Below are 25910 nucleotides of genomic sequence, written 5' to 3'. Positions count from 1 at the left end.
GAGCTGAAGGTTGCTCATGCACTTCGCGCAAGCCAGGTCGTCTTTGTGGAGCAAGCTGCTTACTACGCAGACTCAAAACAGAGGAGTCCCGGACGGCGGCGGGACACCGGGCCGGGCACAGCACGCCGGCCCCCGCCGTACTGAGGGAACGCACCGACCGCGGTTGCCGCGCCGCCGCACAGATGCAGCTCTTACGATCGCCACTGCATGGCCAGTCGCCGTGGACGGCCGGGGGCGATCGACGATCCGTGCTTCGTTCCTCAGCACGGCTCACCGAGCAGGGTTGTCGCGGTCCGTGCCCGAGCGAAGGTGTTGGCGGACATGCTGTTCTCCTGATACGCGGACAGCCCGATCCTGGGCAGCGGCCATCGAAACTCCAGATGGGTGGCCAATCTTGGTCCCGGTGGACGGCCGGCACGATCTCGGGCTTGTGCCCGGATACAGTCTCTCCGCGTCAACTACTCGAGATTGCCTGGAAGGATCGTACGCTTGCGGGCAAACAAGGGTGTGATCACTGCTCCCGACATCTTCGAGGCCGTCTTCGAAGCCCATTACGAGGAGATCCGGCGCTACATCGGGCGCAGGCTCGACCCCGACGTGGCCGAGGACCTCGCCGCGGAGACGTTCCTCATCGCCTTCAGGCGACGTGAACGCTTCGACTCGGCCGTGGGCGGAGTCAGGCCGTGGCTGTACGGCATCGCCACCAATCTCATCGGCCGCCACCGGCGCGCCGAGGTACGCAAGTACCGCGCCATGGCCCGGACAGGCCCACCGCCTGACGACGAAGGACACGACCAGCGGATCGTGGACAGGCTCAGCGCGAGCGTGTCGGTCGACCGACTGGCTGGGGCGCTGGCGCGGTTGTCAAAGGGGGAGCGCGACGTGGTGCTGCTCATCGCGTACGGCGGGCTGGGCTACGACGAGGTGGCGGCGGCGCTCGGGGTCGCTTCGGGGACGGTCGCGTCCCGGTTGAGCAGGGCCAGGACCAAGCTGCGTGAGGTGTTGGGATGAACGAGTTCCAGGTCATCGACTCGGTGATGCCCGATGTGCCGCCCCCGTCGGCCGACCAGATGGAGGCGGCGCGCATGCGGGTACTCGCGGCCACCCGGGTACCGCCTGCGCCCAGGGTGCGGGCGGGCAGGAGGTCGTGGACGGGGATGGCGCTCGTCGCGGCGGCCGTCGCGCTCATCGTCGGCGCGGTAGTGGCCCTCGTACCTCGACCTGCGATGGAGCCGGTCGCGGTCACACCCATGCAGAAGCTGGAAGCCGCGGCAGCCGAGCTGGCGGCGACGCCCGAGGCGAAGGGCCGCTTCTGGCGACGGGACACCGAGCAGATCATGCGGACGAAGGGCGGCGATGACTACAAGGTCGAGGAACGGGCCATGGACGTCCTCGCCTTCGGACCTGACCGCCAGGTCTACGGCTGGCACGAGCCGATCTCGTCCAAGCCGTACACGGCCGAGGGTCTGAAAGCGTGGCGGCAGGACGGCTCCCCCCGGCTGTGCCCCGCGCGGGGGTGCGACAAGAACATGCCCGCATATTCCTCGACGGACCTGGATCTGGGGCTGGAGCTCGCCGATGGGCTGGAGCCGACGCTGACGGAACTGCGGCACCTCCCCAAGGAGCCGGCGGCGCTCAGGGCACGGCTGCTGGAAAGCTACAACCCCAGGGTGGCCGCCGGGCGCGAGTCATGGCTCGCGGCGGTCGCCTCGCGGCTCATCAACTCGCCGGCGACGCCTGGCACCAGGGCCGCCGCCTACCTTCTCCTGGCGAAGGCGCCGGGCATCAAGGTGGTCGACGACATTCCGGGGACGTTCGGGCTCGACGGGCTGGCGCTCCAATCCAAGGAGGGACAGATCGTGATCGACCGCGGGACTGGCCAATTGCTCGGGAGGCAACGGCTGACTCCTGAGGGCGTCGCCTGGAGCGCCGAAATCGTCAGGAAGGCGGGCTGGAGCGATGTGCGGCCGGTGCCGCCTGCCAAATGCGTAGGCTGTACGGCCCGGCTCTAGAACACGTGCACCGGTCCGCTCACCGCTCTGCTCACGCAACTCAAAGACCAACCGAACCGCACGATCACGCAGCTCAACGGAGTACTTCCTCGGGGGTGCCATGGTCCCTCACCCTTCCAGGTGTCAGGGCCTCCAACGAACCCGGGGCGGCTCACGATCGTCAGACGGCGGCGGGCAAGGACCAGCGCTGTCAGGGCAGCAGCCACGCACACCGGGAAAGCTGCGACGAGGTAGGACATCGGCGGATGCTAGCTCAGACCGGAGTTGTCGGGATCGTCCGGGTCGAGGTCCATGCGGGCCAGGTCGTTGCGCGAGCTGATGCCGAGTTTGGGATAGGCCTTGTACAGGTGATAGCCGACGGTGCGAGGGCTGAGATACAAGCGGGCCGCGATGTCGGCGTTGCTGAGCCCGGCCGCGGCCAGCCTGACGACCTGCAGCTCCTGCGAGGTGAGCCGGTCCAGCAGTCCAGACGTCCGCTCCTTGGGCTGGGAGGTCTCGCCGGTGGCGCGCAGCTCGGCGCGGACGCGGTCGATCCAGGGGGCCGCGCCGAGTTGTTCGAAGATGTCGAGCGCGGACCGCAGAAGCGGGCGAGCCCGGTTGCGCTGCCGCCTGCGGCGCAGGAACTCGCCGTAGAGCAGATGGGTGCGGGCCGCTTCGAAGGGGTAGGCATCGTCCTGCCGGTGCAGGCGTATGGCCTGCTCGTAGTGCCGTTCGGCCTCCTCGCCGTCGGCAAGCTGGGCCTGACATCGTGCCGCGATGGCCACGGTCCACGGCTGGCCCGTAGCGTGCGCCCATCGCCGCAGCCGGGCGAGAGGGGCTACGGCGAGGGTGGGGTGGCCCTGACGGACCGCAGCCTCCACGAGAGTGGCGGTGCCGAGGCTGTGATCGATGGCCGGATGGTGGCGCATCAGAGCTTGGGGAACCCGCGCGAGGCGGCGCAGCACCGCCTCGTACTGTCCGTTTCCCAGGTCCAGCAGCGCGCGTGCATACACGCATTCGATGCCGCGCTCGCTCACACCGTCGGCGAGGATGTCCTCGGTCAACTCGGCACACCGTGCCTGGTCGCCCTCGATCGCCGCCACGCAGGCCAGCAGTCCGGCGTGGTGGCCGACGAAATGGGGCTGTTCGGTGTGGGCTGCGACGCGCAGGCCCTCCTCGCTGGTGGACAGCACGTCCCGGTGCCGGCCCAGGAGCAACTGGGTGCGCGCCAGATGCAGCAGGGCGCGGGGCAGCAGACCGATGTTGCCCTGGGCCTGGCATCGGTCGGCCAGGACCACCGCGCCCTCCTGGCCCGCGTGGATGTCGGCGAGCCACAGGAACCACCACTGCACGGTGATGCGCTGCCAGGTAGCCAGGTTCGCGGTGCTGGAGATCTCGTGGACGAGCGATCTGATGTGGGGGACGGCCTGCGCCCATCGCTCGTCGGCGAGGTGAGCGATCGCCGCGGTGACCTCGGCCAGCATGGGTGACGAGCGGGGCACGATGGCCGTACTGGCGGCGAGCTGGGGCAGCTGGTACGGCTCGCCACCGCTCCAGGCGCTGATCAGTGCGAAGAGGAGCATGGTGGCGGCGGTGTCAGGAGCCTGCTTCGCGAGCCCGGCGGCCGCCTCGACCGTCTCCTCCGGCCGGGCCCGCAAGTCCTGCTCCTGGGCGATGGCCGCGCGGACCATCGCCAGACCGGCGCGGACCATCGGGTCACGCGCGATCGGCCAGGCACGATCGGCCAGGTGGGTCGCGAAGGAGGTCATCCCCGCATCGAGTGCGGCCTGTGCCGCCGCGTCCAGGCGCCGGGCGCGCTGCCCCAGGTCGGATGTGAGCTGGGCGGCTCGGTGATACGCGGTGGCCACCGCTGCGTGACCGCCCCTGGCGCGAGCGTTCTCGGCGGTGCGCTCCATCTCCGCGGCCACGCTCTCGTCCGCGCCGTGTACGGCGGCGGCGCGGTGCCAGGCGCTTCGGTCGGCCATGCCGCCCTCCCCGAACGCCTCCGCCAGCGCGGCATGAGCGGCCAGGCGGGCCTGCAGCGACGACGAACGGTAGGCGGCGGCGCGGAAGAGCGGGTGGGTGAATCTCAACCGGTCACCGCAGATGTGGACCATCCGGTCGTCCTCGGCCGGCTCCAGGTCGGCGACGTCGGCGCCCAACCGTCGGCCCGCCGTGAGCACGAGGTGCAGATCGCCGCTGTCGTCAGCCGCTGCGGCGAGCAGCAGCGATCGGGTTCGCTCGGGCAGCGCTCTGACCCGCTGGGCGAAGGCCGATTCCAGTTGCCCGGACATGGGGCCGTGGTGGAGGTGGAACGTGGCGCTGGGCAGTTCACCGGCACGCTGCTCGGGCGTGAGGGCGGCCGAGAGTTCCAGCAGGGCGAGCGGGTTGCCCTGAGCCTCGGCCAGAAGGTGGTCTTTGACGTGACCGGCCAGGTCCCCCAGCAGCATGGCGCTGGAGCCCCGGTCCAGGGCCGTCAGCCGCAGGTCCCGTACGTCCGGTACGCCCTCCGCGGGCGTCGGGTACCCGTCTCGTACGGCGAGAAGCAACGCGACGCCCTCGGCGCGCAACCGGCGCGCAACCCACGACAGCACCGCAGCCGAGCACTGGTCCAGCCATTGCGTGTCATCGACCAGCACGAGCAGGGGTTCCGCCGCCGCCACCTCGCCCAGCAGCGACAGGGTGGCCAGCCCGAGCAGGAACCGGTCACTCCTGGCCTGGTCGACCAGACCGAACGCCGCGCCCAACGCCTCGGACTGCGGCCCCGGGAGCTTGTTCCGCAGGTGCAGCACGGGAGCGAGCAGCAGATGCAGTCCTGAGAACGGCAGCTTCGTCTCCGATTCGATGCCCGCACCGCGCAGCACCCGCATGTCCGTGGCGGCGCCGGCCGCGGCGTACTCCAGCAGCGCCGTCTTGCCGATTCCCGCCTCACCTCGCACCACCACGACCCCGCTGTCGCCGGCGCGCGCGCGAGCCAGCACCTCGTCGATGACAGCCCTCTCCGTACTTCTTCCGTAGATTTCAGCCACAGGGAGTCCCGAAAGGTCGTCGAGCCCGCTCAGCTCACATGCGGTTGACGAATGAGCATCCACGTCGGGGACAGGCCCGTGCGGACGGAGCGGAGGGGACGGCGACGCGGCCGAGATCACCCCTCACCCGGTCTCTGCGCTGGGCGGGCCACGCATTCTGCTCGGTCATCTGTCACGTCTCTCCGTTTCGCCGTTCATGACAATCGACTCGCCCAGGCCGAGAAATGTGACACCCGGCCTCTTCCCGTGCGTCGAACCCGCCGGTGAGAGCCGTGACTCCGGGGAGCGGGCCTGGCGTCGCGCGGGCTCGTGACCCGGCTCAGAAGCGGGCGCTCAGGACCGATGTCCAGTCATGTGACGGATGCGTGGCCGGAACGGGCCCGCCAGTCTTGGATCATGCTCGCCGCCCCTGGAACCTCTCAAAGGAAGGAACTGTGCATCAGGGCGCGTACCGCGAGCCGCCGAGAACCTGTCCACGAGTGTCCAGCCATCGTGTGGTGTTGATCTGCAGAACCGACAGTCGTTCCGACAAAGGAGGATTCTTATGGACGCTACGCACGCCGAGAGTCAGAACACGCGGATCGTGGCTGCGCTGGCAGCCGCGGCGTCGCTCGCGCTCGCCCCGCAGGCCCCGCTGATCGCGCAGGCCGCGACCGAGACCGCGGCCGAAGTCGTCTCGACCGCCTCATCCGTCCTGGACAACGCCCTGGCCATCCGCGCGACGGCCGAGCCCGAGGCCAAGATCCTGGCCGGCAGGCACAACCGCTAGGTCCGGAAGAAAGCGGGCGCGGCCGACCACCGCGCCCGTCCAGCGCCGAAGGGACCCTCATGATGTGGCCCACCGAGGAGTGGAGCGCGGCTGCCCGCGACAGCGGGGCCTGGCGACCCGCGCCGTTCCAGCAGTTCTCGCTCAAGCTGCACGGCTGGTGCAACCTGGCCTGCGACTACTGCTATGTCTACGAGATGGCCGACCAGTCGTGGCGGGACCGTCCGCGGAAAATGGACCCGGCCACGGTGGAGCGCGCCGCCTTCCGCATCGCGGAGCATGTGGTCACGCATGGCGTCGAGTACGTCAACGTCGTCTTCCACGGCGGCGAGCCGCTGCTGGCCGGACGCGAAGCCGTCGCCCATGCCGCACGCAGCGTCCGCGCCGCGCTCCCGTCCGGAACCGAGCTCAGCTTCCGGCTGCAGACCAACGGCACGCTGCTGACCGGCGAGGTGCTGGACGTACTGCTGGCCGAGGGCATCGCGGTCGGCGTCAGCCTCGATGGGGGTGCGCGGGCGCATGACAGGCACCGCCGTCACGCCGGCGGCCGTGGCAGCCACGCCGAGGTGACCGCCGGGCTGCGGCGGCTGCGGGCCGAGCCGTACCGGGAGTTGTTCTCGCATCTGTACTGCGTGGTCGATGTGGCGAACGATCCGGTGGAGGTGTACGAGTCGCTGCTGGAGTTCGAGCCGCCGGTCGTCGACTTCCTGCTGCCGGACGGCACCTGGTCCACGCCGCCGCCACTGCGCGCGGCCGGAGCGGATGCGACGCCGTACGCGGACTGGCTGATCGCCGTGTTCGAGCGCTGGTACGGCGCGCCCCGGCAGGAGACGAGCGTGCGGTTCTTCGAGTCGATCATCCAGCTGGTGCTCGGTGGGCAGAGCAGGGTGGACTCCGTGGGGCTGTCGCCGAACGTCCTGGTCGTGGTGGAGACCGACGGGACCATCGAGCAGGTGGACACGCTGAAGTCGGGGTACGAGGGTGCTGCCGGGACCGGGACGAACGTTTTCGACCATCCCTTCGACCGGGCACTGGAGCACCCGGGCATGGCGGCACGTCAGGCAGGGGCGGCCGCGCTGTGCGACACCTGTCTGAGCTGTCCGGTGGCGAGGGTGTGCGGCGGCGGTTACTACGCCCACCGCTACCGCGAGGACACCGGGTACCTCAACCCGTCGGTGTACTGCCCGGACCTGTTCAAGCTGATAACGCACATACATCAGCGGGTCCGGGCGGATCTGCGGTCACGCGCCTCCTGAACGCTGAAGAGCGTAACCTGATCGTCGCTAAGGGGTCGCCGCGCCGCGATCAGATGGGGGAGACCCCACCTGAGCGAGTCATCCGCGGATGTCGGGTGTGGAACAGAGTAGCTTCTCCGCGGCCTGGGTGACCTTGTCCGCGTAGCCGTCGGCGGTGTGGTTGGCCACCTTCAGGGTGGTGTTGACGGCCAGCTGGAGGCGTCCGTCCTGCGTGGTGAAAACCTGGGCGAGGGACCCGGGACCCGACCCGCGAGGGGCGCTGGCCAGGCACGTGCCGGGCTGCTCCTGCGGGGGCCGGTTCTTGGCCTGGGCCCGCTGGAACGCGGCGAGGTCCTTCGCGGTGGAGATGACGCTGCCCGCCGCCCACGCGTTGGTGGCGTTCTGCCGGTCGGTGTCGCGCAGCCTGCCCTTCTCATCAGGGTAGTAGCCGTGTCCGTGCGGGCCCTTGATGCGATGATCGGGCTTGGCGGGCAGATAGGTGCTGGTCATGCCCAACGGCTTCCACAGCCTCTTGGCGAACGCCTGGTCCAGGCTGCTGCGGGTCTTCTCCTCGATGATCAGGCCGAGCAGTACGTAGCCGGTGCTGGAGTAGGAGAACTTCTCGCCCGGATCCTGCTCGCGCGGCAGTCCACGTGAGGTTTTCAGCAGGTCGATCGGTGAGTGGTAGGTGAGGTCGAAGAGGCCGAGCTTTCCGCCGAAGTCGGGGATGCCGGAGGTGTGCTTGAGCAGATGATCCACGGTGATCTCGTCGGCCCGCAGCACCAGGTCCTTCTCCACCACCCACGGCAGAAGGTCGCCGAGCTTGTCGTCGAATGCGAGCTTGCCCTCCTCGACCAGCTGGGAGATCACGGCGGAGGTCATTCCCTTGGTGAGGGACCAGGCCCGGTAACGGGAGTCTGAGGGGATCTTCCCGCCCTTGCCGCCGATCAGGCGGGAGCCGGCCGAGCCGCGGCCGATGCGCTTGCCGTCGTAGAACATCTCGCCGATGACGCCCACCACGGCGGTGTCCTTGGCGAGCTCGTCCATGACCTGCTGCACGTCCCCGATCTCGGGCCGGGCGGCCGCTGAGGCGGTGGCGGGGCTGGTCAGCAGCGTGGCGCAGGCCAGGGAGGCCACACCGGCGGCCGTCGTACGTTTCACGATGTTTCCTCCGAAGTGCGGGTTCGTGAGCTCTTTTATGCACCCGAGGATGTTTCGGCGCCGTTTCCGACTGCCGGTCAACGGCGCCGCGAGCAGGACGTCCACACCGGTGCTGTTGGCCAGATATTCGGTGTTGTGCGCCACTCTGGGGCGCTACATTCGTGCGGTGACCATGCTCAACCAGATCCTCGCCGTCGAGAAGGGCGTCAAGGCCGACGTCCAGCGCAGGGTGTCGGACGTTCACCACACGGTGCAGAAGGCGCCGCTGCTGTCGGGCATCTCGCGTACCTACCAGCCGATCGACGACGAAGGCGAGCAGTTGCCGCCGGAATCGACCAGGGTGCAGGTGAAGGTCGAGGACGTCGTCAAGGACGCGGCGGACGCCCTGACGCGGCTGTTCGACGTCACCGCCACCAAGGACGTCGCGAACTGCTCGGCCAAGGCCGACGTCGTGGTGGACGGGCGGGTCCTGCTGGAGGACGTGCCGGTCACGTACCTGCTGTTTCTGGAGAAGCAGCTCGTCGACCTGCGTACGCTGATCTCCAAGCTGCCCACGCTGGACCCGTCGGAGACGTGGACGCTGGACGCGAACACCGACACGTGGCGCACCGAACCCGTCAAGACGACCCGTACCAAGAAGGTGCCGCGCAACCACGTGCTCGCCGAGGCGACCGAGCATCACCCCGCACAGGTGCAGGTGTTCACGGAAGACGTGGTGGTCGGTTACTGGACGAAGGTCACCTTCTCCGGCGCCGTCCCGCAGCGGCGCGTCAACGAGCTGCTGGACCGGCTGACCAAGCTGCAGGACGCGGTGAAGTACGCCCGGGAGGAGGCCAACGGCATCGAGGTCGTCGACCGGCGGATCGGCGACGCCCTGTTCGGCTACCTGTTCGGGTAGTCTGCGAAGACTCCCGTCCCTCCGGGGGCGGGTGCGCGAGGAGCGCAAGCTGAAGATGAAGCTCAGCCTGATCAACGGTGACAGCGAAGGTTCGATCCCTTCCCCCGGCACTGCGAGCCGAGGTGGCCCAGATGGCAGAGGCAGCCGTTCAGACTCAGACTCTCGCTCCAGATTCAGCATTGCCGTCGGACACCGGTTCGATCGGGTGAGGCAGTGATCGTCGAGATGCGGGTTCGAATCCCGCTGGGTGCTCCACGTGCACCCATGGCTTAACGGCAGAGCGCGACGGCGTAAAGTTCGAACCTTCACTTTTGAACGCTGCTGGTGCACGACATGACGGCTCACAGACCCCCGGGATTCAGGGCATTTCCCGGGGGTCGCTCGCAAGCCGGGGTGTGGCGGCATTGTCGAGGCAACACAAGTGAATGCAAGGTGTGCGGGGTGCCGTCTCGCGGTGAGTATTCCCCCGCGACAAGGCGGGACCTCTACGGGCCGGTAGGCCTGCGACCGCGTTCGCCTGGTCAGGTCAAGCGGTCGAGGCCGAAGCTTGGTTGAGTGAAAGCCGCATGGCCGGGCAGCCGCGGCGAACGCAAAGCGACGTATCCTTCCCCCGCGGGGCTGCGGTTCAACTCCCCGACACCTCGCGCCGGACGTTCCGGCTGGACGGCACGCGCTGGGAGACGCCCGGCCCCGACGACGCCGAGGCTCTGGTCGAAGGTCTCGTCCGGACCGGGATCGTGGTCCGTGACCTGCTCAGCGTCGAGGTGCTGCGGGGTCACCGTCCGGCCGTCTCGGTGCGCACGGCCGAACGCCGGTTCCGCGCCGCAACTGGACTGACGCAGGGCACCGTCCGTCGCATCGAGCGCGCCCGCACGGCGGCGCAACTGCTGGCTGGCGGCGACCCGGCCGCTGACGTCGTTGCCAAGCTCGACTACTTCGACGAGCCGCACCTGGCCCGCGCCTTACGCTCCTACGTCGGACGCACCATCAGGCAACTGCGCGAGGGCGCCGGCGGCGCGATCGCCCTCGACCTGAATCAGCGTTTGACGTCGTAGACCAGCTTCAGGATCCCGTTCGAGTAGCTCTCCGACTCCCGTAGAGTCAGCATGTACTTGTCTCGGTCGGCCCGGCCGAACAGGCTCTTCCCGGCACCGAGCAGCACGGGAAAGACGAGCAGGTTGTACTGGTCGATCAGGCCCGCGTCTGACAGCCGCCCAGCCAGCTCCGCGCTCCCGTGGATGAAGATGGCGCCGCCCTCACTCTCCTTGAGCGCCGCGACGTCCTCGGTCGAGCGCAGGATCGTGGTGGGCCCCCACCCGTTGACGATGGCGTCGTCCGGCAGCGTGGTCGACACCACATACTTGGGCAGCTCCTTGTAGCCGGCGTGGTCCTCCGAGCCGGGCCATACCGCCGCGAACGCCTCGTAGCTGCGACGGCCGAACATCAGCGCCGTCGTGTCGGCGAGTTCCTCACCCTTCAGTGACCAGGCTTCGGGGACGAAGTCGAGGTCCTTGAACACCCATCCGCCGCTGCGGTGTTCTTCTCCCGGCCCGCCCCCAGGCGAGTCAACGACGCCGTCGAGCGACATGAAACCGGTGTAGACCAAGTTACGCACTGTGCTGTCTCCTTGTGCTCGGGCATGTTGCCGGGTCCACGCTAGATCGAGGCCGCGGTTGCCGTCTTGGCCGGAAACGACAACTGGTTCGGAAACTCGTATCTGAACACCGCCGCCGGCGCGTCCTAGGTGGCTGAGGGACCCTCTTTCCCGGCGTCGGGGACCGGGTGGCGGGCGCGGTGGTTGGCGACGTTGAGGCGGTTGCCGCAGAGGTCGGGCATGCAGTAGCGGCGCCGGCCCGCGCGGCTCGTGTCGACGAACATGCCGTTGCACACGGGGGAGGCGCAGTGGCGGAAGCGGTCGTGGCTCAGGGTCCTCAGCACGGCCAGGAGGCCCACCCCGATGAGTACGGCCAGTTCGTCGGCGAGGGAGACCTCCGGAGCGGTCACGACGTGCCACTGCCACCTGCCGTCGGCGTCGCGGTGGAGGCCGGGGCCGATGCCCGCCCTTCCGACGAGTGCGCCGGCCTGCTCGGCGACGTGGTCCTCGTCGGTCGATTCGAGGATGGCGCGGACCTCCTGGCGGAGGGCGAGCACCTGGCCGAGGTCGTCGTGGGACGGGGTGCGGCCGCCGGAGTGAAGGTCGTGGTCGGCCAGGAACCGGGCGAGCGCCGCCGGGTCGGGCAGCATCTCGCCTGCGCTCCGCACCTCCGGTGAGGTGTTGACCAGGTCTGTCGCCACCCCGGCCGCCCACGCGTAACCGGTAAAAGTTGCCTTCAAGCCTTACCTCCTCTACTGTAACCGGAATAAGCTAACTATATCCCTTACATGAGAGGTGGGCATGAGTACGCACACCGCATGGCGGCTTCGTCACCGGATCCGCGTGACCGGTGGCGAGGTCGCCGCCGACGTCTTCGGCCAGGGACCGCCCGTGATCCTCGTCCACGGCACCCCGGCCTCGTCCTTCCTGTGGCGCGAGGTCGTGCCCGTCCTGGCTCGCGAGCACGCCGTACATGTGTGGGACCTGCTCGGCTACGGCGACTCCCGGCTCGCCCAGGGCGCCGTACCGTCGATCGACCTGCAGGCCCGCACGCTCGCCGAGCTCGTCAGGCACTGGGAGCTCGGCGAGCCCGCCCTGGTCGGGCACGACATAGGCGGGGCCACCGTGCTGCGGGCCCATCTGGTGCACGGAGTGCCCGCCCGCCGGCTCGCGCTGCTCGACGCCGCCGTCCTCAGCCCGTGGCTGACGCCGTTCACCCACCACATGCGGGCCCACGCCGACGTCTACCGGACCATGCCCGAGCAGGTCTTCGCCGACCTCATCCGGCCGCGGTTGCGCACCGCCACCCACCGGCCCATGTCCGAGGCCGTCGCGGGCGCCTACCTGGCCCCATGGGACGGGGCCGCCGGGCAGCGGCGCTGGATCGATCAGGTCGTGGCCGTGAGCGACGACGACACCCGCGACCTGGAGGCCAGGCTGCCCGAGATCACCACTCCGACGCAGGTGTTGTGGGGCGAGCACGACCAGTGGCTCCCCCCGGCCACCGCCGCCCGTCTCGCCGCCGCGATCCCCGGCGCCCGGCTGACCGTGATCCCGGAGGCGGGCCACTTCCTGCCCGAGGACAACCCGTACGACACCGCGCAGGCGCTCCTGGGGTTCCTCGGTGACTGAGCGGGGACGGTCAGCCGGCGAACTTCCGCGCGCGGTCGCGGGCCCACCGTACGGCCTGGGTGGCCTGGTCGCCGGTGAAGGGCGAGCCCGGCATCCCGCCCATGCGGTCCACCAGGTCGGCGAAGCGTAGGAGCTCCCGCTGGGCGTGTTCCCGGCAGGCGAGACACGTGACGCTCTCGGGATGGGGCGAGGTCATCGCGTAGGGCGCCTGGATGCCGCAGCCGGTGGTGACGGTGGCCGGCGCGTCGGGCGTGCGGCCCAGCGTGGAGGCGAGCACGTTGCGGAAGTCGGCCCCGGCCTGCAGCACCTGCCGGTCGACGTGGATGTGCGGATCGCCCTCGCTCATCTTCGCCCCCGCCCTCGTCCGGGTCGTTGCACGATCAGACTAGTACGGCGGCCGTCAGATCACCTCGCGCAGCACGTCGTCGACCGGTGTGGCGCCCACCCCGAGGATCTTCTCGGTGTCGGAGTAGTCGACGACGAACGGATGGCCAGGCTTGGTCAGCACTTCGTGCATCTCCCCCCAGAACGGGTTGTCCAACGCGAGCAGGGTCAGGTCGCGTTCGGTCAGCTGTTCCATGCGTGGCTCCGGCGCACCGGCGAGCCGGGCGAGCCGGCGGGCCAGGTCGCGGGCCGACAGGGTCGAGGTGGGCGCGTGCCACGCCCGCCCGTACGCCCGCTCGTCGCGGCTCGCGGCGACCAGCGTGCGCGCGGTGTCGCCGATCGCCGAGTAGCTGTGCGGCACGTCGAGTTCCTGCGGCACGAGGGCGAGCCGGCTTTCGAGAACCTGGCGCTGCACCATGAGGCTGAACACGGAGAAGGCGCCCGCGCCGTAGAACTGTGCGGCCCGCACCTCGGTCACCCTCACTCCCGAGGCGGCGGCCTCCTCCCACACCCGGGCCCTGGCCCGGCCCTTGGGCCCGGTGGCGGCCAGCGGGAAGTCCGGTTCGACCGGCCGGTCCACCGGCCCGTAGCCGTAGAGGTTGCCGAGCATGACGTACGCGGCTCCGGAACGCTCGACCGCGGTCAGCAGGGACGCCGACATGACCGGGAACTGCTCCGGCCACGTGTGGTACGCCGGCGCGGCGGTGGTGAACAGGGTGTGCGCCCCTTCCGTCAGCCGGGTGAGGCGGTCGGTGTCGGTGGCGTCCGCGGCGACCCGCTCGACCAGCGGGTGCTCGGGTCCTGCGCCGCTACGGCTGATCATCCGTACGCGCTCGCCGTCGCCGGCCAGGTGAAGGGCGGTCCTCGTCGCGGTGGCCCCGCGACCCACGATCACATGAAAGGTCATGGCGACCACGATGCCGACCTGCGCCCTCGTGACATAGTGGCCGGAGCGCCGTCTATCCGGAGGATCTGGCCATGCATCGCCTCGCCGCGGTCGTCGTGTCCCCTGTGCTGAGCTTCGACGTCTCGATCCCGCTCATGGTGTTCAACAGCGTTCCGCACTATGACGTACGCATCTGTACGGCACGTCCCGGCCCGATGCCGACCGTCGGAGGCCCGGACATCGTGGTGCCGTACGGACTCGACGAGGTGGAGGGGGCCGACACGGTGATCGCCGTGGGCAGCGGCGGCGAGCCGGCTCCTCCGCAGACGCTCGACGCGCTGCGCCAGGCCGCGGACGGCGGCGCGCGCATCGCCTCCCTGTGCACGGGTGCGTTCGTCCTGGCCCAGGCCGGTCTGCTGGACGGGCGCCGCGCCACCACCCACTGGGGCCTGGCCGGGGACCTCGCCGACCGTTTCCCGGAGGTCGAGGTCCAGCCCGACCGGCTCTTCGTGGAGGACGGCGGCATCTACACCTCGGCGGGCGCCGCGGCCGCCATCGACCTGTGCCTGCACCTGGTGAGGCTCGACTACGGCGCGGCGGTCGCCAACACGGCCGCGCGGCTCGCGGTCGTCTCTCCCGTAAGGCCCGGCGGCCAGTCCCAGTACATCGAGACCCCGCTGCCCCCCGAGCGCGGCACCTCCCTCGCCGCCACCCGGGCCTGGGCCCTTGAGCACCTCGACCGCCCGCTGAGCCTGGCCGACCTGGCCGCGCACGCGAGCATGAGCGTGCGGACCCTGACCAGGCGCTTCCACGCCGAGACCGGGATGAGCCCGCTCCAATGGCTGCTGATCCGGCGCATCGACCGCGCCAGGGAGCTGCTGGAGACCACCCGGCTGCCCATGGACCAGGTGGCCGCCCGCAGCGGGCTGGGCAGCGCCGACTCCCTCCGCAAGCACATGGTCAACCTGGTCGGGCTCACCCCGACGGCCTACCGGGCGGGCTTCACCCGGCTGCCCACGGGCACGTAACCGGCATGGACCGCGAGCGGGCCCGTGACCTGTTCGCCGGCGAGCGGGTCGCCCGTCTCGGCACGGCGGACGGCCGTGGCGTGCCCCATCTGGTGCCCGTCACGTTCGCCGTGTCGGGGGACGACGTCGTGATCGCCGTCGACCACAAGCCGAAGTCGACCACCCGCCTGCGGCGGCTGCGCAACATCGAGGAGAACCCCTCCGTCTGCCTCCTGGCCGATCGTTACGACGACGAGGACTGGGCGCGGCTGTGGTGGGTGCGGGCCGACGGCCGGGCCCGCGTCGTGTCCGGCGGGCCGGAGCGGGAGCGGGCGCTGGACGACCTCGTCGGGAAGTACGCCCAGTATCGCGAACGGCGGCCACAAGGGCCGATGATCCTGGTGGACGTGAGCCGATGGTCGGGTTGGGCGTTCGCGGACTAGCGCGGCACATTCCTCATGTCCATCCCGAGGTCAGCGCGCGATCGCGCCGGGATGCGCGGCGTCGAACTCGGCGAGGCCTTCCGGCGTGAGCCTGAGATAGAGGCCCTTGTCGACGTCTATCACCAGCGGCTTGCCCTTGCCGTAGAGCACGACGGAGATGTCCAGTTCCAGATACGTGTTCTCGTGCTGCTCCTCCAGAAAGTTACGTTCGATGATGTTGGCGTTCCGCGATGCGGCTTCGTCCCCGGTCTTCGTGCTGCCGCCGATGCCGCCGTAGCCGAGGTTTCCTTCGCCGCTCGATCCGGCGGATCCGCCTCCCCGGGCGGCATGGCCCCGGCCCTGCCCCTGCCCGTGCCCGGTGGTGCTCATGGTCTGCGCGTAGACACGCTGCTTGACGAGCGCGTTCGTGATCTCGTGGGCCCTGTTGACGTCGATCCCCACCTTGCCGACGCCTGGGACTTCATAGCCGTGCGCGAGCAACTGCTCCACATGGGCTCGCATGGTTCTTTCCTTGGCGGCCTCGGCGAGGGAGATGCCGGCCGGGTGAGACAGCTCGAATCCGCTGGGTCGGTTGTCCAGCGAGGGCACCTCCTCCCGGAGCCTCGGAGGCACCGCGGCCACCGGCGCCCACTGTTCCACCACTGTGGCGGCGGGGAAGGCGACCTGGCTGACGGCCCCCTTGGGCACCCCGTTCCCGAGTGTGGTGGCCATCGCGTTGGGTCCTGCGGGCTCCGCCCATCGTGGGTTCGCGGCGAAGACCGGTGTACCCGCCGTAACCCTGGTGCCGTGCGGAACCTCCGTGGTGAGATGCCCCGGCACGAGCAGGCCGAGATCGCCGTCTGCGACCGCCCTGGATGTCGACGTGACCCCGACACGTTTGTCGAAGAGCGTCACGGCTCCGTCGTGTCCGGTTACCTCACCCACCTTGAGCAGCATGTTTCTGGCCACGCCCTGCATGGGTTCCAGGACCGGGCGGACGTGGGCGCGCTCGATCGTGATCTCGTACGTGACCGGGTGCTTGAACTCGTGTGGGGCCTCGCGCGTCTGGTAACGGTTGATGTCTTTCATATTCGTTCCGTGAGCGTCCATGGTGTGGGAGTCGCGGTGATTGGCGTACGCCGCTTCCGCTCCCTCGAGACGGTCGTCCGAGGACCTGGTGTAGCGCGCGAGTGCCTCCGCGCCGTGGTCGGACCCGGCCTCGCGCAGGGTCAGGTCGCCGCTGAGGCGCTCACTGCGGAGCATGAGACCGGTGTCAGGACGCTCACCGACGTGTACTCCGTCACCGATCTCGGCCGTGACCCGGATGCCCACGCGTTCGGTGACCCGGCCGTGGACATCCGTGGCGAACATCCAGGAGGACACCCCGTTTCCGCGGAGTTCCCCCAATTTCGTGGCGAGCGCGTGCTGGCCGTAGTGGCCGCGCAAATGCTCGGCCACCGGGTGGTTCGTGAGCTCCTGGCCAGGGAGGAGCAGGTGTTCGCCGCGGAGCGTCTCCAGGATCTTCGGCAGTACGGCCCGCGCGTCGAGATGCTGAACGGAGGCCGCGCTCATCGCCGCCTCGGGCGCGGAATAGGCGCGGGTTGTGGCCCCTGCCTGCTGGGCGGGTTCAGCGGCTTCCGGGCCTGCCAATCCGTGACGGCGCGCCACCTCGTCGGGAAGGACGACGTCCGTGATCTCTTCCACGCGGACGTACGTGGTCGGGCCACGTTCGACCGTTTCCCCGTTGCTTCTGGTCGGCGTGAGTTCCAGGACGAGGTCTCCTCGATACCAGTGCGAGGTGCTCTGGTCCGAGTAGGTGACCCGGGCGACGTTGCTGCCGCCCACGTAGGAGCTTTCCAGGGTCATCCGCTTCGCGGTGGCGTGCATCCCCGCTCGTGCCACGATCTTTCGCTCGGTTCCTCCGCTTTCCTCGTTGCCTCTCGTGTGACCTGACGTCTCGCCGCCGTGTTCACCGTCGCGGCCGAAGGTGACGCGGGCACCGGCCCTGGCGTGTCCGCCCAGGGTCTGCCTGCTGCGCTCGCTGTCCGCCATCCGCGAGTTGCTGTTGGAGTAGATCTCGTGCTCCACCCCGGTTTCCGACTTGACGTGACGCAACCCGGCCACGTCGGCCTTCACATGCACATCGTGACGCCATTCCCCTCGGTCGGACACCGTGTAGTGCAGGCCGTCGGAGTGGGATGTGATCATGGTTTCCAGTTTGATCACGTCGGTGGCCGTTTCGAACACCGGCGGCACGTCAAGACGCTCCCCGGGCACCGGCAGCCCTGCCCAGTCGGCGTAGACCTTGGCCACCGTCTGGGGCAGATCAGGCATGGCACCCAGGCGGACGGTGGCGTGCAGCCGGTCGTCGTGAGCCAACACATCGGCGGGTGGCTCGACTGACGACTCGATGCGGCCCAGACGCGCGACGTCCTGCGCGAGCACCGGAGACTTCGGCACATGAGTGTTCGGTACGAGGATCTCCGCCTTGCTGCCGTGTACCTCCCACGACGTGTTCGTCACCTCTGTGCCGTCTCTCGAGAGCCGCATCCTGACGTTGAAGGAGAGGTCCCGCGTGATGGTGAAGCCCTCGCTGGTCTCCGTGCGGTCGTATCTCGTGTGGCCGGCGGAGACGCCGACGGTCTCCGCCTTCGTGCCGCTCCCGGTCAGGGACAGGTTCGCCGCGTCGATCTTGAATCCTTCGTTCACCTCGACGCGCGCGACACCGCGCACCTCCGCACGGCCTCCCGCAGAGGTCTCCCGCTGGCTGGTGTCGGTCCCTGACGTGATCCTGCGTTCGTTCACCGTCATGTCGGTCGAGCCGACCTCGTGGCGCCGGCCGAGCGTGCCCTCGGCCAGGATCTCGAAGGTGCAGCCGCCGATCGTCTTGTCATACCTGATCCCGTGCAGGGCGTGGGTCAGGTCGGCTTCCAGGGCCACACCCCCGAAGCGGCTCTCGATGTCGCGCATGAGTTGCCGCCTGATCGCCCGGGGAAGGTCGGGCACCGCCCGATCGACGGCCTGGCGGATCTCCGTGCTGAGGAGTGCCTCAGAGTGGACGCGGATGCCGCTGCCCAGGCCTGTCCCCCGCCCGGCCCCGAGCGTCTCCGGCTCCAGCACGTGCGGGTCGTAGCCACGGTTCGGATGCTCGCCCCCGGCCGGACGTTCACCGAACGGTTCACTGCGGACGAACTCCGCCCGTACGTCGTCGATCTCCCGGTGGAGATCGGCGAGTTTCTGCCGGATGTCGTTGAATTCCCCTTGCGGCCGAAGATCGTGGCCGAAGATGTCCTGCTCCATCCGGGGCGCGTCGCGAGCCGGTATGGTCAGCTCGGCCTTCACCTCCACCTCGAACGTGCCCAGTTTCTCGGTCTCGACCCGCACCAGCATCTGGGCGTCGTACATGGTGACGTCACCTGTCCTGGTCAGGACGGTGTGGTTGCCGTGTGCTCGGTGAGCGGTCGTCACATGGTCCGATCCGAAGCCGAACCCGCCGATGGCCCGTCCGATGATCTCCGCCCTGTCGCCCAAACCGAGGCCGATCTTCCCGCCTGCGTGAACGTTGACGCTCGCGCCCTGCCGATGTGACGTCCCTTCGCTGTCGCGCCGCCCCATGTCGTCTCGGAACATCGTCTCGATCGGTGGCCGCTCGCTTCCGTCAACGGGCTCGATCCGCGAAATCCGGCTGGTGACCTCGATGGAGTCCTCCGCCGACCGCAGCGCGGAGCTTTTGTGCCGGAACGCCTCTGAGGAGACCCCGCTCGACAACAACGACTGGCTGCGGTTCTTCATCCCTTGTTCGCTGAGCACGGTGGACGTGAGGTGCTCGGTGATCCTGACCACCTCGCTCGCGGGCACACCCTGCGACAACGCCCGGCGCTGCACCTCCAGCACCAGAGGAGTGCAGTCCATCCCGGTGATGGCGATCCCGTGAGAACGGAATTTGTGCTCGGCTCCCGCCGGGACCTCGTGGCGAGGCAGCGCCGGTGGGTGATCGGCGGCCAGGAGCGGCCCTTCGCGGGTGAACTGCTCGGGAAAGGGGAGCGTCACGGACAACTCGGGGACCGCCGCCGTTTCTGTGACCTTCTCACCGTTGCGGTAGACGTTCAGGGAGATGTCCGCGACAAAGTAGCGGTGGTTCGCGGAAATGGGTTTGTGGCCGCTGATGATTTCGATGCCGTTCGTGTGCGTCGTGCGCAACGTGCTGCTGATGCCTGTACGAGGCAGGGCGCTCGCCTCGGCCTCGTCCGACGAGTGGTTCAGCGCGCGAACCAGCCCTCCGGTCCGCTCCAGCGAAGAGGCCTGTGAGGACTTGCCCTCAACACCGTCCCCGCCGAACGCGACCGGCTTTTCGGGCGGCAGGCTCGGGTGTTCCACGTGGGTCAACTCGTTCGGCGTCAGCTTGAGATAGATCACTTTGTCTTTGACGTCGAGCGTCACGCCCCTTTGGAGGTGGTCTGTCCATGTGTCACGGTTGCTGCCGGAAAGCGCCTGCGTGAGCCAGTCGCTGATCGCGGCTCGTTCCCGCTTGGTGACACCCGAGATGCCGTCGGCAAGAACCTGGGCCGCCGCCTTCGGGTCCGCCGGGACCTTGACGTCGTGCACGGCCGTTTCGCCCAAGGCGCCGATCTCGACGGAGCGCGGCGGATGGATCTTGGGACGTGGATGTATCTCGGGTTGGTCCTTCCAGACCGCCGGGCCGTCCGGCCGGGCCGACTCGTCACCCGCGTGCCGTGCGGACGTGTTCTTCGACACCGGTGAACCGTCGGGCAGGGCCGACGAAGGGGCGTTCACCACCGGCTGAGGAGTCTCTGGGCCGGCCGCCGGACGGGACCCGGAGACCTCTTTCTGCTGGGGCAGCATGTCAGGGCTCTTCCATACGGCCTGCAAATCAGCCCCGGCCGACGCGTTCGTGGTGGTCCGCTCATTGTGGTTAGCCGCCACGGCCAGGCTCGGTTCACTGCCGGTCTCGGGCGCGCGCGGCGCGGGCGCTGCCGGCCCGCGGTCCGGGCCGGACGGGGAATGTCCGGACGGCGGAGGGCCTCCGGACGGAGAGGCCGGAGGAGGGGAGGGCGAGCCGTCCGGACCGCGTAGCGCTGCCGCGGCCATGTATTGCCCGTCGGCGCCCAGCGCGCTGGACGTGATGCCCTTGGCCAGCATGTCCCAGCTGAAGTGCCCTTGGGCCAACAGGGTGCCCGCGGTCGTGATGCCGCCGGTCAGGGCGAACTGGCCGGCCTGTCCGTACAACGACGAACTGGCCGCCGCCAGCAGTTTCTCGGCCGTGGACATCTCGGCCCTGGTCAGCCCGGCTCGCAGGGCCGGCGTGGACAGCCGGCTCAGCCCGCCGGAGAGCAATCCCATGAGCCCGCCCATGGCGCCCCCGCTCACCGCCGAGATCGCCAACTGCTGGACGTCGATGCCATCCCTGCGGCCCTGTGCGATCTGCAGGATCTGGACGCCCAGGTCCATGCCGGCCACGATCCCCGCGAACAGCGCCATGTTGCGTAGGCACTGTCTGGCGATCTGTGCGACCGTCATCCGTGCGAGCCGTACACGCGGCGGGATGAGCGCCAGACTCGCCCCGCCGCTGGCCAGTGCCGCTCCCAGCAGATAAGCCAGTTGTGCGATCAGCAGCCAAACGGTGACCTCGATCATGTATTTGGCGTACTGGATCTGCACTCCGACGCCGTTGAGCGCGACAGCGGTGGTGACGAGTTGCTTGACCACAGCGGCGACCTGACCGCCTGTCACCGCCTCGACATGGGCGGCGAAGGCGAAGTGGGCTTCCCCATCCCAGGCAGAACCGATCTTGGTCCTGCTCGCCGGCTGCTCGGCTTCCGTGCCCTCGACGAGCCGGTGCGCGGCGATCATGCAGGCGTCGGCCAGCCGGAAGCAGCCCGTCTCGTCCCCCTCCGGCCAGTCCATGCCGACCACCCAGCCGATGTACGGCTTGGCGAAATCGGGCACTGCGAAACCGTCGAAGCCCACGGACGGTCAGTTGCGTTCGCCGGAGGGCCGCTCGGGCCTCTCATAGGTGCGGGCGTTGAGGTTCAGTCCCGAGGCGACGTGATCGAGTTCGTTGATGTACGTCTTCAAGGCATCGAAGATGCCGCGTTCGATCTCTGGCATGCTTTTGGCGAGTTCGGCGCCGTACATGTCGTGGCCGAGCGTGTTCCTGTCCCGGTCGAAGGCGGCGTGGAGGTCGTCACGTGCTTCCTTCGCGTTGCGTTCGAGCTCGTCATAGACCCTGGCCTCGCGATGCAGCGCTGCCCACTCGACGGAGTAGCCGCTCACGGGGACGGCTCCACGGGGCCGGGGAAGAACGCGTCGAGTGTGGCGTGTTGCCCGAAGACCTCCTCGTAGGGCAAGTCCCCCGGGAGAAAGGGCTGCAGCAACTGCTTGCTCTGCTCAGAAACCGCGTCGGTGGCCTTGTTGATCTGTTGCATGATCGTGTCGGCCAGCTGCGAGGGGGACAGAGTGCGATATGCTCGGGGATTGAGTTCGATGTGGCGCACCTGACCGTGTCGGCCCACGGTCACGCTCACCATCCCGTCCCGGGAAGACGTCGTGTACTTCATGCTGGAAAGCTCGTCATATGCTTCGCGAATTCGGGTCGTCTGCTGACTGATCTCCTGCGCGAGCGCACTGATCTCCGCATCGAACGCATCCGCCACAAATGCACCTCCTGCCGGTCTAATGCCAGACTTGCATGTCCTTCCTGTGGCTGCAATGAGTGATCTTCGACCTTCGCCTGCTGTTAACGCTGCGGTCACAGCGCAGGTGTGCCGGCGAGACGGTGACCCCTCTAACTAGGACAGGGAAACGCCCCGGGTGGGGGCGCGGTCACGAGGACGGTGGCCTGGCGATCGCGCCCGGTCCGGGGCGTGGATCCGGTGGTGGCGGTCACTCGGGCATGAGGACCTTGTCGATGACGTAGATGGTGGCGTTCTGCGTCTGGATGTTGCCGCAGACCACCTTCGCGTCGTTGACCGTCAGGTCCTCGCCGGAGCCCTTGACCGTGAGCTCGCCGCCCTCCAGCGACGTCAACGTGCCTTCCTCCTCGAGGTCGGCGGGCGTCTTCTTGCCCTCCACGACGTGGTAGGTCAGAACCCTGGTGAGTTCCTCGTTGTCGCCCATGAGCTGGTCGCGGGCATCCTGCGGGATGGCCTCGAACGCCTTGTTGTCGGGCGCGAAGATCGTGATCTCTTCGGCCTGGTCCAGCCGGTCGGTCAGACCCGCCTCCTGCACGGCCTCGTCCAACGAGGACAGGTCGGGCACTTCGGAGAGCGCGCTCCCGGCCGTCTGGTCGGCGATGTTCGGCAGGCTGCTCTCGAGCGCGGAGCAGCCGGGGCCGATCGGGGCGCCGCCCGGCCCTGGTGATGTGTCCGGCGACGTGCCGGGTGACGAATCCGGCGAGGGGGCCGGTGACGAGAGGGTTGGTGAGAGCGCGGATGCGCCGGTCATTCCGGCAGTGGAGGCGGTCAGCGCCAAGGCCGCCGCGAGAAGCATACGTTTCACTGTGTACCCCCGTGTTCTGTGGCGCCGTACCGGGCCGGGCCTGGCACGGCGTCAAGGTGCCCAGGTTCGCGACCCGGGTCTCCACTACCAGTGTCGGAGGTCATTGAGCATGCCGGAGTTGCATTTGCCCCAAAAAGCACAAAAGGCATAGAACGATACTTTTGCCATATAGGGGATTATGAACTCATAAGGGGCTATTGGTCACTGCTGTGTCACGGTCGGGCGGGCGGGCCGGTGACGTAGAGGCTCATGCCGGTGAAGTCGAACGTGAGGGCGAAACGCTTGAGAAACTCGTGGCCGAAGGTGGCGATCGTGTCGAATCCGAGACGGTCGTCGAGCAACGGCCCCACGATCCCCGGGATCCCCCGGCCCGTCGCGCCGCCGAGCGCCACCTCGTCCGCGACGATCGCACGGTCCGGGCCGCCGTCGGTCCGGGCCGTGCCGAATTTCAAACCCCAGCGCGTGGCCAATTCCTCCGAGGTGGTCACCCCGATGCCGGGCTCGCCCGTGGACAGACAGACCAGGCGCGGTCCATGGCCGTTGACGCTGCCCACCGTGCACGGGAAACGCCCGCCGGCCAGCCACAGCGGCAGAATCTCCGCGTCGTGGCGCGCCGCCTCCACCTTGAGCGCCCGCAGCTGGGACCTGCGGCGCAGGACAAGGGCCCCGCGGACGTGGTCGAAGGTGGTGAGGAAACGGGACAGGACGATCATCCCGATGGTGCCCGCCGCCGGCAGGTCGACGTCCCGCCAGACGACGGGCACGTTGCGCACCTCGACCATTCCCAGCCGGAACGACCGCACGACGCCGAGATACGTCTCCGTGCCGTCCCTCGCACGGGTGGAGGCCACCGCGCGCAGCCGCGCCCGCTCGGCCGCCTCCATGGTGAGGACCGGCTCGGCCACCGTGTCCAGCAGGAACCTCATCGGCGGCGACCCGTCGACCGACGCCTCCACGGCGGGCAGCGGATCCAGCTCCTGGAAGGCCAGCTTGGTGCAGCGCGGGCCGCGCAGGGCCAACGGGGTGTCGCCGGCGGCGGCGTACTGCTCGGCGACCGCGTCCCTCCCGGCCGCCCTCAGCACCGGGACGGCACGGGCGAACTTGTTCTGGCGTACGTAGCAGTCCGCCAGCGACTCCTTGAGCGCGACATCGCCGGGGGCCAGCTCCACGGCCCTGGCCAGATACTTCTCGGCGGTGATGAACGCGTTCGACAGCAGCGCGATGCGGCCGACCTGCGCGTTGGCGTGAGCATCACCCGGGTCGGTGCGCAGGACGTCCGCGTAACCGCGGCGAGCTCGCGCGAAATGGCCGGCGCGGAACAGGCCGTCAGGAGAGGTCAGCATGGTCACACAAGGGGACCAGACGGCGTGTTTCCCCGCTGTTTCCGGCCGCGAGGGCGCCCCATCGGGCGCCCTCGCATAAAACTCTTACTCCTGAAGGATCGACAGGACGTTTCCCGCCGGATCCTTGAACCAGGCGATCGGCGGGCCCCCTTCGCGGAAGACCCCCTTCTCGTCCGTCGGCATGTGCTCGTAACGCTCGAAACGCACCCCCCGAGCCACGAGCTCTTCCACCGCCTTGTCGATGTCCTCGACAGGGAAGTTGAGAATCGTGAACGAGGCCGGCGTGTGGGCGTCGCCCTTCGGATAGATCAGGACGCCGTTACTGCCCTCGATGTGCAGCGTCAGCAGTCCGTACTCCTCGGAAACCCGGAGCCCGAGCGTGCCGCCGTAGAACTCCTTGGCTGCCGCGATGTCGTTCACGGAGAAACCGCTGTACGCCTTGGTCGTGCCGAACATGCTGGCCATGCTGACCACCCCCTTGTCACATTGCCGCGCGGTGCGCCTCGCTGAGCTGGATGAGCTGGACGTAGTTGCCGTCGGGATCGATCGCGGTGGCGAACAGGCTGCCGTCGCGGTCCTCCAGTTCGGCCAGCCACGAAACCCCCAGGCTCTCCATCCGGGCGACCACGGCGCGGGCGTCGGCCACGTCGAAGTTCAGTATCACTCTGCCGGGCTCGGGATTCTTGTCGGCGATGTCCGCCCGCGTGTCGATCATCAGGTGGAAGTCGCCGTACTTCAGCACCCGCAGCACGCCGACGTCGGACTTCTCCTCGGGCTCCAGGGCGGCGGCGTACCAGTCGCGCAACTTGTCGGGATCGGTGCTCGCGAGCAGCATGCTGCCGAGATTGGGTCTCCTCATGGCCGGCTCCTGTGTCGTTGATGTGCCTTCCACCAGGACAGACCGGTCACCCGCGCGAAACTCATCGGCGCCGCCGGAAGTTTTTCCGCGGAGAAACAGGCGCAGCGCGCCCGGCCGGCGGGCGCGCTGCGCGTGTTCATGGAAGGGTCAGCCGGTACGGAGCGTGAGCCCGTACGTGCTCAGGATCTCGTTGACCGGCTGGTGGTACGTCGTGCCGCCGACCCGGCAGTTGCCGGAACCACCGGACGTGACGCCCTGGGCCTGGTTGCCCGAGATGAACGAGCCACCCGAGTCGCCGGGCTCGGCGCACGCGCTGGTGCGGGTCAGGCCGCGCACGGTGCCCTGCGGGTAGGTGACGCTGGCGTTGTGCTGCTGGATGGTGCCGCAGCGCCAGCCGGTGGTCGAACCGGAGCGGCAGATGGACGAGCCGACCGAGGCCTGCGACGAGCCGCGGACCGTCACGGACGAGCCGCCGGAGCCGCGCACCAGCGGCTGCGGGGTGTTGCCGGGCGCGGCGACCCAGGCGTAGTCGTTGCCCGGGAACGACGAACCCTGGAAGGTGCCGGTCGGCTGGCTGGTCCTCGACCCGGCACGGCCGCAGTGGCCGGCGGTGACGAAGCCCGGGGTGCTGCCGCGCGTGACGGAGAAGCCGACGCTGCACCGGCTGGAGCCGATGTAGTAGGCCGAGCCGCCGATGATGTTGATGAACGGCTTCGGCTGCTCGGCGGTCGCCGACACGCTGACCGCCTCCTTGTCCACGCCGGCGGCATCGGCGAGGGCCTGCGCGGCCTCCACGGTGGACGCCTGGACGGAGACGTTGTTGGCGGTGACGTCCACGTACCAGAGGGCGGCACCGGACCTGGCGGGCTCCGGAGCCTGGTCGATCTTCTGGACGATGCCCTCGAGCTCGGCCAGGGTGCGCTTGACGACGACGGGCTGTGCGCCCTGCTCCTCGATGGCGGCGCTCTCGGCGGCGTCGGTGGTCGCGACCATGAGCTTGGAGGCGTCCTCGTTCAGCCAGGCGCCGCCGAACGAGTCGGCGCCGAGCTTGCCGCTGAGCGTGGCCTCGGTGGCCGCGGCGCGCTGCTCGTTGGCCAGCCGGGTCATGACCTGCTCCTCGGAGAGGCCGAGGTCGCGTTCGAGAGCGTCGATCACGGGGGGAGGCGCGGAGGGGGGAGCGGACTG

General features: G+C 69.0%; 23 protein-coding genes. 9 read left to right on the top strand and 14 right to left on the bottom strand.

Features of this window, described 5'->3' with window-relative positions; genetic code table 11:
• The first annotated feature begins 489 nt into the window (after positions 1 to 489).
• Together E1295_RS27670 and E1295_RS27665 are read left to right on the top strand one after the other, a co-directional pair.
• Positions 490 to 1011: an RNA polymerase sigma factor gene (locus E1295_RS27670; protein ID WP_132634192.1), complete on the top strand. Its 522-nt coding sequence runs from the start codon at positions 490 to 492 to the stop codon at positions 1009 to 1011.
• Positions 1008 to 2012, top strand: a complete 1005-nt coding sequence (locus E1295_RS27665) for a hypothetical protein (RefSeq protein WP_132634190.1) — start codon at positions 1008 to 1010, stop codon at positions 2010 to 2012. Before E1295_RS27670 ends, E1295_RS27665 begins: the two co-directional genes overlap by 4 nt.
• A 248-nt stretch (positions 2013 to 2260) precedes the next feature.
• Here the strand turns inward: E1295_RS27665 and E1295_RS27660 are convergent, their stop codons facing one another.
• Entirely contained in the window at positions 2261 to 5020 is a 2760-nt protein-coding gene (locus tag E1295_RS27660) for a helix-turn-helix transcriptional regulator (protein ID WP_281284775.1), read from the bottom strand.
• 544 nt (positions 5021 to 5564) lie between these two features.
• Between E1295_RS27660 and E1295_RS27655 the strand changes: the two genes are divergently transcribed.
• Together E1295_RS27655 and E1295_RS27650 are read left to right on the top strand one after the other, a co-directional pair.
• Positions 5565 to 5789 (top strand): hypothetical protein, encoded by a 225-nt coding sequence (locus tag E1295_RS27655; protein ID WP_132337067.1) that lies wholly within the window; start codon positions 5565 to 5567, stop codon positions 5787 to 5789.
• Positions 5790 to 5848: 59 nt separating this feature from the next.
• Positions 5849 to 7042: an FxsB family cyclophane-forming radical SAM/SPASM peptide maturase gene (locus tag E1295_RS27650; RefSeq protein WP_246080416.1), complete on the top strand. Its 1194-nt coding sequence runs from the start codon at positions 5849 to 5851 to the stop codon at positions 7040 to 7042.
• Between the two features lie 78 nt (positions 7043 to 7120).
• On the opposite strand, the gene E1295_RS27645 is transcribed toward E1295_RS27650, so the two are convergent.
• The gene (locus E1295_RS27645; protein WP_132634186.1) at positions 7121 to 8182 is read right to left on the bottom strand and encodes a serine hydrolase domain-containing protein; all 1062 of its coding nucleotides are present in this window, start codon (positions 8180 to 8182) and stop codon (positions 7121 to 7123) included.
• A 166-nt stretch (positions 8183 to 8348) separates the two neighbouring features.
• Between E1295_RS27645 and E1295_RS27640 the strand changes: the two genes are divergently transcribed.
• Positions 8349 to 9080: a DUF7873 family protein gene (locus E1295_RS27640; RefSeq protein WP_132634184.1), complete on the top strand. Its 732-nt coding sequence runs from the start codon at positions 8349 to 8351 to the stop codon at positions 9078 to 9080.
• A 566-nt stretch (positions 9081 to 9646) separates the two neighbouring features.
• Positions 9647 to 10135: a helix-turn-helix domain-containing protein gene (locus E1295_RS27635; protein ID WP_132634182.1), complete on the top strand. Its 489-nt coding sequence runs from the start codon at positions 9647 to 9649 to the stop codon at positions 10133 to 10135.
• Here the strand turns inward: E1295_RS27635 and E1295_RS27630 are convergent.
• Both E1295_RS27630 and E1295_RS27625 read right to left on the bottom strand, forming a co-directional pair.
• Positions 10117 to 10695 carry a dihydrofolate reductase family protein gene (locus tag E1295_RS27630; RefSeq protein WP_132634180.1) on the bottom strand — a complete coding sequence of 193 codons (579 nt, stop codon included), beginning with the start codon at positions 10693 to 10695 and terminating at the stop codon, positions 10117 to 10119. The genes E1295_RS27635 and E1295_RS27630 overlap by 19 nt on opposite strands.
• Positions 10696 to 10820: 125 nt before the next feature.
• The gene (locus E1295_RS27625; protein ID WP_166427439.1) at positions 10821 to 11414 is read right to left on the bottom strand and encodes a CGNR zinc finger domain-containing protein; all 594 of its coding nucleotides are present in this window, start codon (positions 11412 to 11414) and stop codon (positions 10821 to 10823) included.
• Positions 11415 to 11475: 61 nt separating this feature from the next.
• On the opposite strand from E1295_RS27625, the gene E1295_RS27620 reads away from it, so the two are divergent.
• Entirely contained in the window at positions 11476 to 12306 is an 831-nt protein-coding gene (locus tag E1295_RS27620) for an alpha/beta fold hydrolase (RefSeq protein ID WP_132634178.1), read from the top strand.
• Positions 12307 to 12316: 10 nt separating this feature from the next.
• Here E1295_RS27620 and E1295_RS27615 read toward each other — a convergent pair whose 3' ends face one another.
• Both E1295_RS27615 and E1295_RS27610 read right to left on the bottom strand, forming a co-directional pair.
• Positions 12317 to 12652 (bottom strand): hypothetical protein, encoded by a 336-nt coding sequence (locus tag E1295_RS27615; RefSeq protein ID WP_132634176.1) that lies wholly within the window; start codon positions 12650 to 12652, stop codon positions 12317 to 12319.
• A gap of 54 nt (positions 12653 to 12706) precedes the next feature.
• Entirely contained in the window at positions 12707 to 13597 is an 891-nt protein-coding gene (locus tag E1295_RS27610; RefSeq protein ID WP_166427438.1) for a Rossmann-fold NAD(P)-binding domain-containing protein, read from the bottom strand.
• Between the two features lie 71 nt (positions 13598 to 13668).
• Between E1295_RS27610 and E1295_RS27605 the strand changes: the two genes are divergently transcribed.
• Positions 13669 to 14604, top strand: coding sequence for a GlxA family transcriptional regulator (locus E1295_RS27605; protein WP_132634174.1), 936 nt, complete (start codon positions 13669 to 13671; stop codon positions 14602 to 14604).
• A gap of 5 nt (positions 14605 to 14609) precedes the next feature.
• A complete protein-coding gene (locus E1295_RS27600) occupies positions 14610 to 15026 on the top strand; it encodes a TIGR03668 family PPOX class F420-dependent oxidoreductase (protein WP_132634172.1) in 417 nt (138 codons plus the stop codon).
• Positions 15027 to 15056: 30 nt separating this feature from the next.
• On the opposite strand, the gene E1295_RS27595 is transcribed toward E1295_RS27600, so the two are convergent.
• The 8 genes from E1295_RS27595 to E1295_RS27560 all read right to left on the bottom strand — a co-directional run.
• Positions 15057 to 20972 (bottom strand): WXG100-like domain-containing protein, encoded by a 5916-nt coding sequence (locus tag E1295_RS27595; RefSeq protein ID WP_132634170.1) that lies wholly within the window; start codon positions 20970 to 20972, stop codon positions 15057 to 15059.
• A 27-nt stretch (positions 20973 to 20999) separates the two neighbouring features.
• Positions 21000 to 21299 carry a hypothetical protein gene (locus tag E1295_RS27590; RefSeq protein WP_132634168.1) on the bottom strand — a complete coding sequence of 100 codons (300 nt, stop codon included), beginning with the start codon at positions 21297 to 21299 and terminating at the stop codon, positions 21000 to 21002.
• The gene (locus tag E1295_RS27585) at positions 21296 to 21679 is read right to left on the bottom strand and encodes a YbaB/EbfC family nucleoid-associated protein (protein ID WP_132634166.1); all 384 of its coding nucleotides are present in this window, start codon (positions 21677 to 21679) and stop codon (positions 21296 to 21298) included. The genes E1295_RS27590 and E1295_RS27585 overlap by 4 nt, the downstream gene beginning before the upstream one ends.
• Positions 21680 to 21908: 229 nt before the next feature.
• Positions 21909 to 22514: a fasciclin domain-containing protein gene (locus tag E1295_RS27580; RefSeq protein ID WP_132634164.1), complete on the bottom strand. Its 606-nt coding sequence runs from the start codon at positions 22512 to 22514 to the stop codon at positions 21909 to 21911.
• A gap of 221 nt (positions 22515 to 22735) precedes the next feature.
• A complete protein-coding gene (locus E1295_RS27575; RefSeq protein WP_132634162.1) occupies positions 22736 to 23866 on the bottom strand; it encodes a retropepsin-like aspartic protease in 1131 nt (376 codons plus the stop codon).
• A gap of 84 nt (positions 23867 to 23950) precedes the next feature.
• Entirely contained in the window at positions 23951 to 24331 is a 381-nt protein-coding gene (locus tag E1295_RS27570) for a VOC family protein (protein WP_342775911.1), read from the bottom strand.
• 16 nt (positions 24332 to 24347) lie between these two features.
• Entirely contained in the window at positions 24348 to 24725 is a 378-nt protein-coding gene (locus E1295_RS27565) for a VOC family protein (RefSeq protein WP_132634160.1), read from the bottom strand.
• Positions 24726 to 24872: 147 nt separating this feature from the next.
• Positions 24873 to 25910 (bottom strand): alpha-lytic protease prodomain-containing protein (locus tag E1295_RS27560; RefSeq protein WP_246080413.1); only part of this gene is annotated, 1038 nt, incomplete at its 5' end.

This window comes from Nonomuraea mesophila (assembly GCF_004352805.1).
Taxonomy (GTDB): Bacteria; Actinomycetota; Actinomycetes; order Streptosporangiales; family Streptosporangiaceae; genus Nonomuraea; species Nonomuraea longispora.
The sequence above is the reverse complement of the archived record's forward strand: the minus strand, read 5'-3'. Positions and strand labels throughout refer to the sequence as shown.